Origin of the sequence: Vallitalea guaymasensis (genome assembly GCF_018141425.1) — a bacterium.
GTDB lineage: Bacteria > Bacillota > Clostridia > Lachnospirales > Vallitaleaceae > Vallitalea > Vallitalea guaymasensis.
Genome location: NZ_CP058561.1, coordinates 2,001,856 through 2,016,871, shown reverse-complemented (window position 1 = coordinate 2,016,871; position 15,016 = coordinate 2,001,856). Strand labels below are relative to the sequence as shown.

Below are 15,016 nucleotides of genomic sequence, written 5' to 3'. Positions count from 1 at the left end.
TGTAAAAAAAGGAAGGGAATACAATGACAAATATTTTAGAAAAATTAGGTAATATTTTTTCTGTGGAATTTATAGTGCTTTTACTAATTGCAGGTCTAGTACTCCTATTATGGGATAGAAAAGTACTATACAGAAAAAAAATGAAAAAAGAGCATACTATTAGTATTGTTCTAGGAATTATTTATGTATCAGCAGCATTAGCATTTTTTGTAATAGGAAGATTTATTTAAAAATAGAGTAAGGTGAATATAGTGAGATTAAAAAAAGCAAAGTCAAATTACGATGAAAGAAGCAACAAGGTCATAATTCCATTTTCAGATTTAATAGATACCAATATAAGAAATTTTGAAGAACTATTTACTGATTGTGGTGATTTGGTAAAAAGAAAATTCCCTATAGGTAAAAACAAAGATGTATGGGCATATATTGCATACATTGATGTTATGACCGACAGAAGGGTCATAGAAGAATCTGTTCTTGAACAACTATTAGTTCAAGTAAGGGGTGTTGGAAAGAGTCTTCCAGAAACGGATGAAGACAAGTTCTCATTCATTAAAGATGGTGGGTTCGCAACAGCAGATTTGAAAGAAATTAATATAATGGATGATGCAGTATTAGCCGTACTATCGGGAGATACTGTAATTTTTATTGATGGTTATGAAAAAGCAATAGTAGTAGCCACAAAAGGATTTCCCAACAGAGGTGTACAACAGCCAGATACAGAGAATGTAATAAGAGGCTCTAAGGAAGGCTTTACAGAGGCATTTCGAATCAATACAGTACTAATTAGAAGACGTATCAGAGATAGTAAATTAAAAGTTAAACAGATACAATTAGGAACAAGAACAAGAACCGATGTGGCTCTTATGTATTTAGATGATCTTGTAAGACCTCAGGTATTACAAGAAATAGAAGAAAGACTCAGTTATTTTAAGATAGATAGTGTATTGGAAAGTGGTACATTAGAACAATTGATAGAAACTAATTGGTATTCTCCATTTCCTCAATCCCAAGTAACTCAGAGACCGGACAAAGTGGCATCTGCAATATTGGAGGGAAGAGTAGCTATAGTTGTAGACAATACACCCTTTGTTCTTTTGCTGCCTACAACCCTTAATTGTTTTTTTCAATCATCAGAGGATTATTATCAAAGATGGTATGTGATGAGCTTTGTGAGATTTCTAAGATATTGTGCTGCATTTTTATCTTTTGCTATACCAGGATTCTATCTGGCATTAACTACCTTCCATCCTGCCATGATACCAACATCGTTAACATTTTCCATTGCGGCTGCTAGGGAAGGCGTGCCGTTTCCTGCATTGATTGAAGTGCTGATAATGGAACTGGCTTTTGAACTTTTGAGAGAGGCAGGAGTGAGGCTTCCAGCACCTATAGGTAATACTATTGGAATAGTTGGAGGTTTAATAGTCGGTCAGGCAGTAGTAGAAGCTAATCTAGTAAGCCCTATTATAGTAATTATCGTGGCATTGACAGCTATATCCTCATTTGCTATTCCCAGTTATTCACTTACATCAGCCTTTAGGATAATAAAATACCTAATTATATTATTATCGGCTTTCTTAGGTTTCCTTGGTTTTTGGTTAGGTATCTTAATAATATTGACTCATCTTGTATCACTTAAGAGTATAAATATACCTTATCTTTCACCTTATGTTGCAAGAGAAACCAATAATGAGGATCTTCAGGATTCTCTAATAAGGATGCCAATATTTCTTAATAAACTAAGACCGGTATTTGCTAAAAGAAGTAATAAAGTAAGATTAGATATAGATGAAAAAGGAGAAAATAATGTTTTCACAAAACAATAAAATATCAATGAGACAAGTTGAGATTCTGATTATTCTCAACATGTTCAGTAATACAAGTTTAATTTTGCCTAGAATCGCTTCTGAAATAGCAGATGGCGATGGTCATTTTATTGTTCTAGGCGGTGCTATCATTTCCCTTGTGTATGTTTTCATTATAACTTCTCTTGTTAAAATGTTTCCTGATAAGAACATTGTAGAATATACAGAACTGATATTCAATAAACCAATCGCCATTATTATAGGAGTTGTATTCTGTCTAAAACTCATAATTTTGGCAGGGCTGGAAATAAGGGTTTTTGGAGAACTGGTAAAACAGGCATTACTAAGAAATACACCGATAGAAATTATAGTAATAGCTATGCTTTTGGTTGTAGTCTATCTGACAAGAAAAGGTTATGAAGCAAGAGCTAGAATGGCAGAACTGTTAATATTTATTATATTGATTCCTTTGGTAGTTATATTTTTCTTCGCAGTTCCAGATATCAAGTTATATAATATTTCACCTATTTTTTCAATTTCAGGAGAAAAATTCATCTATGGAAGCTTAATAATGTCTTTTGCCTATTCAGGGATAGAGTTATTGTTGCTATCAAGTCCTTATGTAATAAATCCTGATAAATTACCCAAGGTGACATTACGAAGTGTAGCTTTTGTTGGTGTACTAAATGCTTTAATATGCATTTTGACAATTGGCTCTTTTGGACCTATAGAGACTTCCAGACAAATATGGCCTGTAATGACCATCATGCAGACAATACATCTGCCAGGTGCTTTAATACAAAGGCAAGATGCCCTAATGGTAAGTTTTTGGATAATGACAGTATTTTTGCTTATAAACGCTTATTTATTCTTTTCAGGATTATTAATTAAAAAAATTGCTAACTTGAAAGAACAGAATTTCTTGATTTTGCCTCTAATACCTATTATATATCTAATATCACTTATACCAGATAATATAGTGGAGACTTATAAATGGATAGAGATTATGACACGATATGTTAGCTTATTATTCCTTCTGCCTATTCCATTGATCTTATTGGTTGTTGCTAAGATGAGAGGATTAGGTAAAACCAGCAAATAATATATGAAAGTGATGAGAGGTTGATGGTAACATGAAAATTAAAGTTATGGCTATATTGGTTATATGTTCTATACTTCTAGTAGGTTGCTGGGATAAGGTTGAATTAAATGACAGAGCATATGTAATAAGCCTTGCACTAGATGATATTGGTGATTTATTAGAGGTAACATATACCATTCCTAATTTGCCTGTTATAACAGCTCAGAGTGGTGGTGAGGCTACAAAGTTCATCAAGGTCACCAAAGCAGAGACTTTGACACAAGCTAATAGGGCTTTTGGTAAAAAATCTAATCTTAGAATCAATTTTGATCATACCAAGGTAATTATATTTGGAGCTGATTTTTTGAATGACCCTCATAATCTAAGAAAAGTTCTGGATCACTTTGACAGGAATCCGGAATATTCCAAAGCCTTATTATTATTAGGTACCAAGGAAACAGGAAAAAAATTGCTTGAATCAGTTCCTAATGGGGAAGAGACAACAGGGATCTATCTTTCACAGGTTTTTATAAATAATAGTTTGGAAACCATAAGCGCCAAGACCATTGAGCTAGGAGATTTTATTTCCCAAATGTACAGTACAGAAGGAAATGGTGTAATGCCAAATGTAATATTCAGAGATAATGAGGTTATTGTAGATGGATTAGCCATCCTTAGGGATTATCAGCTTAGAGGATGGATGGAAGATAAATACATGACACCATACAGCTGGATTCTTGGAAAGGGCAAGGAAACTGTTGCTTTAGTAGATATGGAAGGTGTATTAGTGCCTTATGAAATAAGTGATTTAACATCAAAAATGGATTTTGAATTAAAAGATGGATTGTTAAAAATTAAAATTTCAATAAGTAGTGAAGGAGATGTATCAGAATATATCCTAGAAGATAAAGACAAGTTATTCAGTACAAGTTATATTGCTGAGATTGAAAATGAAGTAGCTAATAGTATGGAAGAGGACATATATGAATTAATGAATATTATTCAAGAAGAGTATGGTATAGATATCATCAATGCTTATAACAACTTGAAAACCAGTAATAGAAAAGTATGGAAGACAACTAAATCAGACTGGCAGAATTTCTTTAATGCAGCGGCTATTGAAGTAGAATGTAAGGTTAATATAAGAAGAGTGGGACTTTCAAAATAAAAAATCATTATTCATTTACTTTTTGTCATGTTTTCTAATTTACGGTTTAACAGATAGATTATGTATAAATAATACTGATGCTGGTAATAATAGAAATAGTAGGTTGTAAATATGAAAAGATGGGGGAAGATTGATGAAGGTGAATCTAATGAAAGTATTTGAAAAGAAAAGGATATTAAGAACCTATATATTGTCACTACTAATAGTGATACTTATGTTGGCAGCTATAGTTTATGATTACGGCAAAAATGGGACAAGTGCTGCTGTGATTGAGGGTATATCAGATAGTTTGATACGTTTTCATGTCATTGCAAATAGTGATAGTGAAGAAGATCAGAAATTGAAATTGAAGGTAAGAGATGAGATTCTAGACAGAATGAATGGTATTTTGGAAGAATCTGAAAATATAGAAGAAACAAGACAACTTATTACTGATAATAGAGATGAGATTAAGAGAATAGCTGAAAGAGTTATAGAAGAAAATAATTATGATTATGATATAAACGTTAAGTTGAAGATGGAACAATTTCCATTGAAGACTTATGGAGATATAATATTACCTCCAGGTGAATATGAAGCTTTGCTGGTAGAGATAGGTGAAGCGAAAGGTAAGAATTGGTGGTGTGTCATGTTTCCACCTTTATGCTTTGTTGATGTAACACATGGAGTAGTTCCAGAAGAGACAAAAGAGACTCTTAAAAGGGTTTTGACAGATGAAGAGTATGATTCTATTGTAATGGCAGAACCTGAAGAGGATATGCCTATAAAGATTAGATTCAAGTTTTTGGAGTGGTTTAATTTTAGTAGGGATAAAGATAGAGATAGACAGGATAATGATAGTAAGGTTTTTGTTAATAGGGATTAGAGAAAAAAAGAAATTAAGACAACGGTTATATTAGAAAATCATATATAATGATAATTACTTTCGTTATTATCATTATATATGATTTTTTTATATAGTCACATTTTAGATTATGTACTAACGAAGGGAGTAAAGAGGTATGTGAAGTTGCGAGCCATGGAATATTTATATAATTAGCTATTGAATAAAAATACAATAAGATATAAAATAGAACAGATAAGTAATTTATCATATTTGGAGATGATAATTAATATATTTAATAATACATGAGTTTGTACAACTACACATTTATCCATAATGGAAAAATTTACTGATTTTTAATTCTGAATAATTCAAAAATGGGGAGGAATATAATATGAATAAGAGAAATATTGTTGTTTTATTTGGTGGACAATCATCCGAACATGAGATATCATGTATATCAGCAGTAACTATAATGAAAAACATCAATAAAGATAAATATAATATATATCCTGTAGGAATAACAAAAGAAGGTAACTGGAGAATATATCATGGAAAGATAGAAGATTTAACAGTAGATAGTTGGGTGGGCAATTCGGATAATGCTATCATTAGTCCCGATGCGACTGATAAATCATTAATAATTTTCAAGGAAGATGGAATAGTAAAAGTAGATGTTGATATAGTGTTCCCGGCACTTCACGGGCTGTATGGAGAAGATGGAAGTGTTCAAGGTTTATTGGAACTTGCTGGTATCCCGTATGTAGGTTGTGGTATTTTAGCTTCTAGTGTATCTATGGATAAGCTTTTCACGAAAGTCATAGTTGATAGATTAGGAATTAGACAGGCTAAATACGTTCCAGTATATAAAAAAGAAATGGATGATATTAAAGAAGTAGTGGCTAAGATAGAAAGACAATTGGAATATCCAGTCTTTGTAAAACCATCTAATGCCGGTTCATCTAAAGGTATTACCAAGGCACATAACAGAGGAGAATTATTTGATGGTCTTGAACTTGCAATCAAGCATGATTCAAAACTTTTGATAGAAGAAACCATAGTAGGTAGAGAAGTTGAATGTGCTGTACTTGGTAATTACCATCCAAGAACATCTAATGTTGGTGAAATAATTTCAGCAGCTGAATTCTACGATTACGATTCAAAATATAATGATATAGGTTCTAAAACAATAATTAATCCAGATGTACCTAAGATAACCCTCAAAAAAATCAGAGATTGTGCAGAGCAGATTTTTAGAGCGGTTGATGGTAGAGGACTAGCAAGAGCTGATTTCTTTATAGAAGAAGAATCAGGTGAAGTTGTTTTCAATGAAATAAATACATTGCCAGGATTCACAAGTATAAGCATGTATCCAATGCTTTGGGAAGATAAAGGAATGTCTAACGAAGAATTAGTGGATAGACTTATTGAATTTGCATTTAATAAGTAAGAACTTTAATGAGGTGAAATAGAGTGACAAAAGACGTATTGGTAAGAGTAAAAGGTGTTCAGACAGATATGTTTGAATCAGATGAAATAGAATTAGTGACAACAGGTAGCTATGTTGAAAAGAATAATAAGGTTTATATAACCTATATAGATTCAACAATTGATGGTGATAAAGAAACTAAAACAACCATAAAGCATGAGAAAGATCAAATTTCCATATTGAGATTTGGTGGAGTCAATTCTCATATGGTATTTGAAAAAGACAAAACACACATTACACACTATCAGACCCCATATGGTATTTTTGAAATAAATACCCATACAAAAAAAATAAATGTTGAGAGAGAAGAAGATTTCATGGAGATTAATGTTTCCTATGATCTGAGCATCAATCATATGTCAATGGGGGTCAATACTTTTACAATAACAGTAAAAAACGCTAAATCTGATAGAGTAGTATTGATGGATGATAAGAATGTAGAAATAGAGAATGAAGAACTTAGTTAATATAGTTAATATATTTAAGGAGGAGAAAATGTAGATGAAGATTAGAAAGGCGATTATTCCAGCGGCAGGTCTAGGTACTCGGTTTTTACCAGCTACAAAGGCTCAGCCAAAAGAGATGTTACCTATAGTTGACAAACCAACTATTCAATATATTGTGGAGGAAGCTGTTTCATCAGGTGTACAAGATATAATTATTGTTACTGGTAGAAATAAACGTTCTATAGAAGATCATTTTGACAAATCTATTGAACTTGAATTGGAGCTGGAGAAAAAGGGTAAAGATGATTTGTTGGAGATTGCTAGAAGTGTTTCAGAGATAGCTAATATTCATTACATTAGGCAAAAAGAGCCAAGAGGATTAGGTCATGCAATACTAATGGCGAAACATTTTATTGGTAATGAACCATTTGCAGTATTGTTAGGTGATGATGTAATTGTATCAAAAAAACCATGCTTGCAGCAAATGATTGATGTGTACAGTGAATATAGAACATCAATATTAGGAGTTCAGAAAGTACCTATTGATGACGTGTCCAAGTATGGTATCATTGATGCTAAACATATAGAAGATAGGATATATAAAATAAAAGACCTTGTAGAAAAACCATTAAGCGAAGATGCACCATCTAACATAGCTATATTAGGAAGATATATTATTAGTCCAAGCATCTTTAAATACTTGGAAACCCAAGAAGCAGGGGCAGGCGGTGAGATTCAGTTGACTGATTCTCTTAAACGCTTAGCAAGAGATGAAGCAATATATGCATATGACTTTATAGGCAAGAGATATGATGTAGGAAATATAATGGGATTTTTACAAGCTACAGTGGAATCTGCTCTTAGAAGAGATGAATTAAGAGATGATTTCTTAGGATATCTAAAACATACAATAGATAATGTTGATAATGTAATAAAAGTTGATTAACAAATATAAAACTAGTTGGGTAGTTAAATACCTTAACTAGTTTTTTTATATACTACCATAATTACTTTATTTCCTATTAATGTAATAATATGACAAATAAACTTTGGTTATGTAATAAAAACTCATAATTAAGAAATTTATAAATTGTTATGTGTGTATTGACAAAAATTTGTAACATTAGGTATAATTTATTTATATATTATTATCTGTAAATTTAAAATATATAAGTTATATATAATATTTGACCCTAATAATGCTAATTATTTATACGAATCAACTTAATAAATTTAAGAAAAGTCATTAGATGACGTTGCATAATTGTTAGTTTTATATATACAGATAACTTAAAGTTAATAAATTATGGAGGATTTAATAATGAAGTTTAATATTGCTATATGTGATGACGAGATTTTACAGGTGAATTTAGTAGAAAAATTGATTATGGAAGCAATAGAGACAAAAAATATTAAGGTTAATATTTTGAAGTTCTTATGTGGAGAAGATCTGATTACATATTGTAATTCCAATAAACTTCATATCATATTCTTGGATATGGAAATGAAAGGATTAGATGGTATTGAATCAGCTAGAAAGATTAGAGAAATAAATGACAATGTGATCATTATATTTGTAACGGGATATAAAGAGTATGTATTTGATGTTTTTGAAGTCAATACTTTTAGGTATATTCTTAAGCCAGTTAAGATTGAACAGTTTCAAAAAGCATTATTTGATGCTATTAAGTTAATAGATGAATTGAAAGAACCTCAAAAAGAAGAAGAGTTTTTAGTGATAAACAAGAATAAGGAAAAGATTATAATTGCTTACAACAGCATAAATTATTTTGAGAAATACAAAAATAAAGTCATGGTGATGGCGGATAACCAGAATATAGAGTTTTACGGAACCTTCAACGAGTTGAACATGTTGCTTAATGAAGATAAATTTATTAGAGTACATCAAGGTTACATAGCAAATATTGACAAGATAGAATTAATTACATCCAAAGAGGTACTACTTAAAAATGGTAAGAGAATTCCAGTAAGTAGAAGAAATGCAAAAGAAGTAAAAGAGACTTTTTTAAGTCGGAAAAGGGTGAAGTTATGATTTGGTATCTTATAGAATTATTTGTTGATATAGTGGAAGCTTTGATAATAATAAAATTTTGCAGCTCTGTTTATAAGAAAAGATACAATAGTATAATTGCTTATTATGTAGGGGGTTTTTCAATAACAGCTATAATATTTATTTTCAATTATTTTTCCTATGATTTAGATTGTACTTTCAGAGGTTCCTTTCTAGGTATGATAATCATTATGTTTGTTGTAGTTTTAGCATTATATGATGAAAAAATAATGAAATTATTATTAGGGTACATAGGATTATTAATATTAATTGTTGCCATTGAAGGGATAATACTTTCCCTTTTAAGCTTTATTTTTGGAGAATCACCAGCTGTTTTTGCCAAAAGCAACATTTTAAGAGTATTAGGTATGGTGGTGTCCAAGTTAATAACTTTTTTGGTTATTGTACTTTTTATATCTGATGGGGAAAGATTTGGACTACGTTTCTTGAAGAAAAGTTTGTTAATAGAGATTATTACACTATTTATTATTAATCTAGGCATAATGATAAGTATTGTGCCTATGTATAGGAACCTCATGTATGAAAATAATGAAGACAGTATAGTGGCTGGATTCGTAATATTAGGATTAGGTATTGTCAATATAGTATCTTTGCTTATATATGACAAGTTATTGGCTCAATCAAAGAAGGACTTGGAATTACAATTGAAAATTCAACAATATGAGATGCAGTCAAAATACTTTGATGAAATCAATAATGCAACTCTCAAGTTAAAAAGCTTGAGACATGATATGTCTAATCATCTCGGGAATATAAAAGGATTACTCAGATACAAAGAATATACCAAACTGGAAGAGTATCTTAATAAATTGTTGTCGCAAATTGATGAGGTAGATAAAATAATTATTACAAAATATCCAGCAATATCTGCATTATTGAATAGGAAATATGCTAGAGCTGGGAACAATAATATAAATTGTGTAATGAACATAGGAAGTGTAGATAATCTGACTATTGATACAGTAGATATATGTATCATATTAGGTAATCTCATTGATAATGCTATTGAGGCTACTGTTAAGGTTGATGAAAACAATAGATATATCAAGTTAGACATCAATAATGTAAATAATTATCTTGTCATTGACTGTGTTAATAGCACTATAGGCAGCGAAAATATAAGCCTTGATACCACAAAGGAAGATAAAGAAATACATGGTATAGGACTTATGAACATAAATCAAATAGTAGAAAAATATTACGGTAATATGGAGATTATGTGCATTAAAGATTATTTTAGCGTTAATATAATGTTGTATAATGGAGAACTTAATTAAATAATGACCAAATATCACGAGTTAACTACCAAAAGTCATATATGGGTTGATTTGTACTGGAATTAGTATAAAATTAAAAATGTGAGAGGAGGATATTTGTGATATATGAATTTTCAAACAAAATTTCTAGCAAACTAATTGGTAAGAAAATTATTAAAGAAGATGATAAAGAAGTTTATACATATGGATTTGAAATTATAATATCATCACTTTTAATCCTTATTGGTATGGTTATCTTAGGAATCATTTTCAGGTGTTTGTTAAAAGTCATAGTATTTATATTGTTTTTTTGTTCACTTAGGGTACAAGCTGGAGGATATCATGCAAAATCACATTGGAAATGTTTTATATATTTTTTGCTATCATGTTTTTTAGCAATTTTGATTTCACATTTACTATTAGATTTTGATAAAAATCTTATAATAATTATATTAGTGCTAATTGAATCATGCATAATAATTATCACTTATGCACCTGTTGACACAGTCAATAAGCCCCTGGGCAGCTCAGAAAAAGTAGCTTACAAAAAGAAAAGTATGATTACGGTTATTGTACAATCAATAATTATAATAGCCATGAGCATATTTTTGAATTCATTAGAGTCGTATTATATGGTAGCTGCTATTGCCGTATTCATGGAGTCACTAACAGTTCTACCAATAATAAATAAAAAGGAAAGCGAGGTCAAAATATGTTAGCAACAATTAACGAGAAAGTATCAACAAAGTTATTAGGTTTAGTAGGATTGATTGGCATTGCAGTAGCTTCACTTTCTGTTCAAACAGCATGCATATGGTTCTTTAACCAACCAAAAGTTCCTGAAAAATTAAGAAAAAATGATTAATTTTAAAAAAGGACTTTCATGCTTAAGATAAAAGAGTTTTAAAAAAATAATATCTTTCCCTTAGCAGATATTATAAATATTAATAACTTAATTGTTGGACAAGTATGAAAGTCTACTATCTTTTTGAAATTAATATGGATTCATAATCCATTTTTTTTTATGCCTTTTTTGTGGAAATATATACCAATTATTAAGATATTTAGGTATAATAATAGTATTCGAGATTAATATAAGAACTTTATTCATTGTATAGGGGATGATTAGATGAATAACATACTTATAGTTGAAGACAATGATACATCAAGAAATAATTTGGAATATGTTTTGAAGACTAATTTTAGCGATGTAAGAATTTATAAAGCAGGGACAGGTAAAACAGCTCTCAAGTTATTGAAAGAGATAAGAATGGATCTATTTTTCTTAGATATTCAGCTGCCAGACATAAGTGGGTTAAAAATAGCTGAGATCATAAGATCTATAGAACAATATGAGCTGTCCTATATTATTTTTATTACCACACATTTAATGTATTTGCCAAAAGCAGTTCAAGAATATCATTGTTATGATTTTATTGAAAAACCTTTCACGAAAAGTAAAATAATTGATGTGACCAACAAATTATTGAAAGGAATCAACAAAGTAAATAAAGAAAATAAAGTAGATAAAAAGTATATCACCATAAAGCTGAAGAATGTTATTCATAAAGTATCAGTCAATGATATATTTTATGCAGAGTCATGTAGAAGAAAGCTTTATCTGCATACTACTCTGGGTAAAATAGTAATTCCAAGTATGACATTCAAACAAATGATTGAGATGCTTCAAGAAACAGGAGTTGATTATTTTGTTAGGACTCATAGAAGTTATGTAGTTAACATTAATCATATAAGAAGTATAGAAAAACATAATAAAAAAGCTTGGGATATCAATTTCTATGATTATGAAGAGGTAGCACTTATTGGAGACAAGTATAGTGTAGATGTGATTAATAGGATTGAAGGGGGGATATAATATGGAGTTTGTCTATTTTATTATTATGAATATATTGGAAATCACTAGTTTGATATTAGTGCTTAGCAAGATAGATAAGAGATTATTTTTGAAAGGTCCCATGTATAAAGTTATATTAATTGTATTACATATTATTATTGTGACCTTATTTATATATTTTAATATTCCCTTAAAAGAAGTAATGTTGGGAATTGCTATATTGCTTGTATTCAAGTTGATTACAGATATATCTGTTAAATTACTTATTTTTGAATATACTATAGCAACTATTTATTTGTTAAGTATTCAATTAATGATTGTCTTCCTTTTTCAATTGTTAGGGATAATTAAACAGAATGATTTTATTGCAATATCATGCAATTTAATATTATTAGTAATATCAATATTTACATATAGATATATCCCATTAAACGAGATAGTTACTTTATATAATAGATTTAAAAAAATTATTCAATGGTTAATAATTTTAATAGCTATACCTTTAGGAATTTATTTCGTATCTTGGAAAATAGATTTTAATAGTGTGAATTATATTTCGCTTATTATTGTAGGTATAATAACATGGACATTAATAGTTGCAATAGTGTTCAAACAATTATTACAAATAAAACAAAAACAGAAAGCTAATGAAATATACATGGAATATAATCCTATATTAGAAAATCTGTTAGATGATGTTAGAGCAAAACAACATGATATAAAAAATCAGCTTAATGCAATTTATGGAATCGCAGAAAAAAGTCAAGATAACGAGCTACTTGATTATCTAAATACAGTTATTGATGGATATCAATTACATTCAGATGATATTTTATTAAACACAGGTAATAATATCATCAGCGCCATATTATACAGTAAAAAAATAAAAGCTAGGCAAAATAATATAGAATTAAATTGCAACTGCTATACCCCTTTCCCTAAATATCCTATTGAGGATTATGAATTTGTAGATATATTAGGAAATCTAATAGATAATGCAATAGAAGCAGCAACTAACTATCAAAGTGCTATAAAAAAGGAAGTACATGTAAATTTATTTGAGGAAAATAATAGTACAGTAATTGAAGTTAAAAATACTAGTTTGCCAGTTAAATTTGAAACTTTGGATAAAGTATTTGAAAAAGGATATTCAACAAAAGGCAATAATAGAGGCTTTGGATTATATAATGTAAATAAAATAGTTAAATCGTATAAAGGAAATATTCAAATATCTTACGAAGAAGAACAAATATGTTTTAAAATATTATTTGGGGGATAAAACTATTTTTGTAAACATTTTGGACAAGGAACTTCACCGAACAATAACCAACTAGCTCTGTTAACAGGAAACCAAGATAAGAATACAAAGAAACTAACTATTGAGTATAGAAAATAATTTTGTTTTCTGAATTTTTTCACGTGTTACACCTCCTCCTATTAATAATTGGATAGCTTGAAGATTAATAGTCCATAACCCTATTGCCTTGAAAGTAGGATCAATGTTTGTAAGTAATAAGGCTGTATAAATTGCTGCGGTAAAAAACGTAGCTAAATATTTATATTTATTTTTAGTTTTTTTATTTTTAATCGGTCTATGTTTTGAGGGCATGGGTGAACATAAAAATATTATCAACAAGTTTATGGGAAATAAAACTATATAAAGTGAGGGATTGTTTATATAGTTCAAACTTGGTAAAATAGCAACATTTAGGATGAAAAACCCAATGGTAAATAAAAAACATCCCATAAAACTGTTGAAGTGAATTCCTCCACTATAGGGCCTAATTAAAAGGAGAATAACTAAAGCAAATAAAAATTCATTTAGCGTTCCAATCAAGCTAAAGAATATTGTTAATATGGCAAGCTTTACAAATTCGCTATACAAGACATATATACCATATCTCATTACTCTAATATTTTTATGCGGTATTAGAGTATTTTTATATAGATGATACGTCAGTACATTAATTGGCCTATCAATAAGCATTACATTCACCCTTTGTATTGATATGGCTATAAGATATCATAGAATACAAGCAATAACTATGGATTATGTTTCAATTAGGATTCTATCTGTTTTAAAATGCAGACAAAGAAGTTTTGTTACATTAAAACCCCTGTTTGTACATATATGAAATTAGGTTATTGTTGTATCATAGAAGCTTTCTAATAATTAATTAATTAGAAACATTTGGATTAATTATAACTTTATGGAAAAATATACAATAATATGGTATAATTCCCCTATAAAGATTGAAGGAGGAAATAAGTATGTCAGACTTTAATAATCCAAACCAAGAAGTAAAGTTCAAAGGTCTGTCTATAGCATCTATGGTATGTGGTATAGTCGGAATAGTATTTTTTTGTTTTTATTACTTATCTATTATATTAGCCATATTAGCTATAATCTTTGGAGCAGTATTTCTTAATGCTAACAAAGTAAACGAGGATAAATCAGGAAGAAGTATGGCAATAGCAGGTCTTGTACTAGGAATTGTTACTATTGGTTTAGTAGTATTAGTTGTAGCTGGACTTTTTTCAGCAGTTTCTCAATTAGATAATTTTGTATAAGATAAATTATATGGTTATCTTTAATATCTTAATAATAATAGCTCTTGCTTTAATTATTATAGTGTCAGCAATAGCTCATATTAAAGATGACAAGGTTTATTTAACAAATAATATTATAATTGGCAAATGTGCAGTAAAAGAAATGACAGGGCATGATTGTCCTTCATGTGGATTAACAAGAAGCTTTGTATCCATTAGTAATGGTAGATTCATAAGGTCATTTGATTATAATTATGCTGGACTGCCTCTTTACTTACTTGTAATTTGTCAAATTATCAATAGTAGTATATTTTTATTTAGAAAAAAGTACAATTCGTACATAAGTAAATTTAATACAATATTTAGTGTAGGTATTTGTTTTACTATTATTGCAAGCTGGTTATTGCATATTTTATTAAAATAAGTATCTCTCCTTTGAATTTGGAAA

The 15,016-nt window shown here is 29.5% G+C and carries 18 protein-coding genes; 16 read left to right on the top strand and 2 right to left on the bottom strand.

Annotated features, from left to right (window positions below):
* Positions 1–23 precede the first annotated feature (23 nt).
* The 14 genes from HYG85_RS09075 to HYG85_RS09010 all read left to right on the top strand — a co-directional run bounded on the left by HYG85_RS09075 (position 24) and on the right by HYG85_RS09010 (position 13,297).
* Entirely contained in the window at positions 24–230 is a 207-nt protein-coding gene (locus tag HYG85_RS09075; protein ID WP_212693190.1) for a CLC_0170 family protein, read from the top strand.
* A gap of 21 nt (positions 231–251) precedes the next feature.
* Complete coding sequence (locus HYG85_RS09070) at positions 252–1,829, top strand: spore germination protein (RefSeq protein WP_244971303.1); 1,578 nt, start codon at positions 252–254, stop codon at positions 1,827–1,829.
* Complete coding sequence (locus HYG85_RS09065) at positions 1,810–2,910, top strand: GerAB/ArcD/ProY family transporter (protein WP_212693189.1); 1,101 nt, start codon at positions 1,810–1,812, stop codon at positions 2,908–2,910. The genes HYG85_RS09070 and HYG85_RS09065 overlap by 20 nt, the downstream gene beginning before the upstream one ends.
* A 31-nt stretch (positions 2,911–2,941) precedes the next feature.
* Entirely contained in the window at positions 2,942–4,057 is a 1,116-nt protein-coding gene (locus HYG85_RS09060; protein WP_212693188.1) for a Ger(x)C family spore germination protein, read from the top strand.
* 133 nt (positions 4,058–4,190) lie between these two features.
* Complete coding sequence (spoIIR, locus tag HYG85_RS09055; protein WP_212693187.1) at positions 4,191–4,922, top strand: stage II sporulation protein R; 732 nt, start codon at positions 4,191–4,193, stop codon at positions 4,920–4,922.
* A gap of 352 nt (positions 4,923–5,274) precedes the next feature.
* Positions 5,275–6,330 carry a D-alanine--D-alanine ligase family protein gene (locus HYG85_RS09050; RefSeq protein ID WP_212693186.1) on the top strand — a complete coding sequence of 352 codons (1,056 nt, stop codon included), beginning with the start codon at positions 5,275–5,277 and terminating at the stop codon, positions 6,328–6,330.
* Positions 6,331–6,353: 23 nt separating this feature from the next.
* Positions 6,354–6,836, top strand: coding sequence for a DUF1934 domain-containing protein (locus HYG85_RS09045; RefSeq protein WP_212693185.1), 483 nt, complete (start codon positions 6,354–6,356; stop codon positions 6,834–6,836).
* A 34-nt stretch (positions 6,837–6,870) separates the two neighbouring features.
* Positions 6,871–7,761 carry a UTP--glucose-1-phosphate uridylyltransferase GalU gene (gene galU / locus HYG85_RS09040; protein WP_212693184.1) on the top strand — a complete coding sequence of 297 codons (891 nt, stop codon included), beginning with the start codon at positions 6,871–6,873 and terminating at the stop codon, positions 7,759–7,761.
* Between the two features lie 375 nt (positions 7,762–8,136).
* Positions 8,137–8,868 carry a LytR/AlgR family response regulator transcription factor gene (locus HYG85_RS09035; RefSeq protein ID WP_212693183.1) on the top strand — a complete coding sequence of 244 codons (732 nt, stop codon included), beginning with the start codon at positions 8,137–8,139 and terminating at the stop codon, positions 8,866–8,868.
* Positions 8,865–10,184, top strand: a complete 1,320-nt coding sequence (locus HYG85_RS09030) for a sensor histidine kinase (protein WP_212693182.1) — start codon at positions 8,865–8,867, stop codon at positions 10,182–10,184. The genes HYG85_RS09035 and HYG85_RS09030 overlap by 4 nt, the downstream gene beginning before the upstream one ends.
* A 98-nt stretch (positions 10,185–10,282) precedes the next feature.
* Positions 10,283–10,882: an accessory gene regulator ArgB-like protein gene (locus HYG85_RS09025; protein WP_212693181.1), complete on the top strand. Its 600-nt coding sequence runs from the start codon at positions 10,283–10,285 to the stop codon at positions 10,880–10,882.
* Positions 10,876–11,028, top strand: a complete 153-nt coding sequence (locus HYG85_RS09020; protein ID WP_113672633.1) for a cyclic lactone autoinducer peptide — start codon at positions 10,876–10,878, stop codon at positions 11,026–11,028. Before HYG85_RS09025 ends, HYG85_RS09020 begins: the two co-directional genes overlap by 7 nt.
* Before the next feature lie 264 nt (positions 11,029–11,292).
* Positions 11,293–12,039 carry a LytR/AlgR family response regulator transcription factor gene (locus HYG85_RS09015; protein ID WP_212693180.1) on the top strand — a complete coding sequence of 249 codons (747 nt, stop codon included), beginning with the start codon at positions 11,293–11,295 and terminating at the stop codon, positions 12,037–12,039.
* Position 12,040: 1 nt separating this feature from the next.
* Complete coding sequence (locus HYG85_RS09010; RefSeq protein ID WP_212693179.1) at positions 12,041–13,297, top strand: sensor histidine kinase; 1,257 nt, start codon at positions 12,041–12,043, stop codon at positions 13,295–13,297.
* Between the two features lie 2 nt (positions 13,298–13,299).
* On the opposite strand, the gene HYG85_RS09005 is transcribed toward HYG85_RS09010, so the two are convergent.
* Together HYG85_RS09005 and HYG85_RS24760 are read right to left on the bottom strand one after the other, a co-directional pair.
* Positions 13,300–13,437: a hypothetical protein gene (locus tag HYG85_RS09005; RefSeq protein WP_212693832.1), complete on the bottom strand. Its 138-nt coding sequence runs from the start codon at positions 13,435–13,437 to the stop codon at positions 13,300–13,302.
* Positions 13,391–14,005: an accessory gene regulator ArgB-like protein gene (locus HYG85_RS24760; RefSeq protein ID WP_212693178.1), complete on the bottom strand. Its 615-nt coding sequence runs from the start codon at positions 14,003–14,005 to the stop codon at positions 13,391–13,393. Before HYG85_RS24760 ends, HYG85_RS09005 begins: the two co-directional genes overlap by 47 nt.
* 284 nt (positions 14,006–14,289) lie before the next feature.
* On the opposite strand from HYG85_RS24760, the gene HYG85_RS08995 reads away from it, so the two are divergent.
* A complete protein-coding gene (locus HYG85_RS08995) occupies positions 14,290–14,589 on the top strand; it encodes a DUF4190 domain-containing protein (protein WP_212693177.1) in 300 nt (99 codons plus the stop codon).
* A 10-nt stretch (positions 14,590–14,599) separates the two neighbouring features.
* Complete coding sequence (locus HYG85_RS08990; protein ID WP_212693176.1) at positions 14,600–14,992, top strand: DUF2752 domain-containing protein; 393 nt, start codon at positions 14,600–14,602, stop codon at positions 14,990–14,992.
* Positions 14,993–15,016 lie beyond the last annotated feature (24 nt).

Coding starts and splice junctions, on each gene's coding strand:
- HYG85_RS09030 (WP_212693182.1), top strand. CDS start 8,865: ATGATTTGGTATCTTATAGAATTATTTGTTGATATAGTGGAAGCTTTG.
- HYG85_RS09050 (WP_212693186.1), top strand. CDS start 5,275: ATGAATAAGAGAAATATTGTTGTTTTATTTGGTGGACAATCATCCGAA.
- HYG85_RS09020 (WP_113672633.1), top strand. CDS start 10,876: ATGTTAGCAACAATTAACGAGAAAGTATCAACAAAGTTATTAGGTTTA.
- spoIIR (WP_212693187.1), top strand. CDS start 4,191: ATGAAGGTGAATCTAATGAAAGTATTTGAAAAGAAAAGGATATTAAGA.
- HYG85_RS09010 (WP_212693179.1), top strand. CDS start 12,041: ATGGAGTTTGTCTATTTTATTATTATGAATATATTGGAAATCACTAGT.
- HYG85_RS08995 (WP_212693177.1), top strand. CDS start 14,290: ATGTCAGACTTTAATAATCCAAACCAAGAAGTAAAGTTCAAAGGTCTG.
- galU (WP_212693184.1), top strand. CDS start 6,871: ATGAAGATTAGAAAGGCGATTATTCCAGCGGCAGGTCTAGGTACTCGG.
- HYG85_RS09060 (WP_212693188.1), top strand. CDS start 2,942: ATGAAAATTAAAGTTATGGCTATATTGGTTATATGTTCTATACTTCTA.
- HYG85_RS09065 (WP_212693189.1), top strand. CDS start 1,810: ATGTTTTCACAAAACAATAAAATATCAATGAGACAAGTTGAGATTCTG.
- HYG85_RS09015 (WP_212693180.1), top strand. CDS start 11,293: ATGAATAACATACTTATAGTTGAAGACAATGATACATCAAGAAATAAT.
- HYG85_RS09075 (WP_212693190.1), top strand. CDS start 24: ATGACAAATATTTTAGAAAAATTAGGTAATATTTTTTCTGTGGAATTT.
- HYG85_RS24760 (WP_212693178.1), bottom strand. CDS start 14,005: ATGCTTATTGATAGGCCAATTAATGTACTGACGTATCATCTATATAAA.
- HYG85_RS08990 (WP_212693176.1), top strand. CDS start 14,600: ATGGTTATCTTTAATATCTTAATAATAATAGCTCTTGCTTTAATTATT.
- HYG85_RS09035 (WP_212693183.1), top strand. CDS start 8,137: ATGAAGTTTAATATTGCTATATGTGATGACGAGATTTTACAGGTGAAT.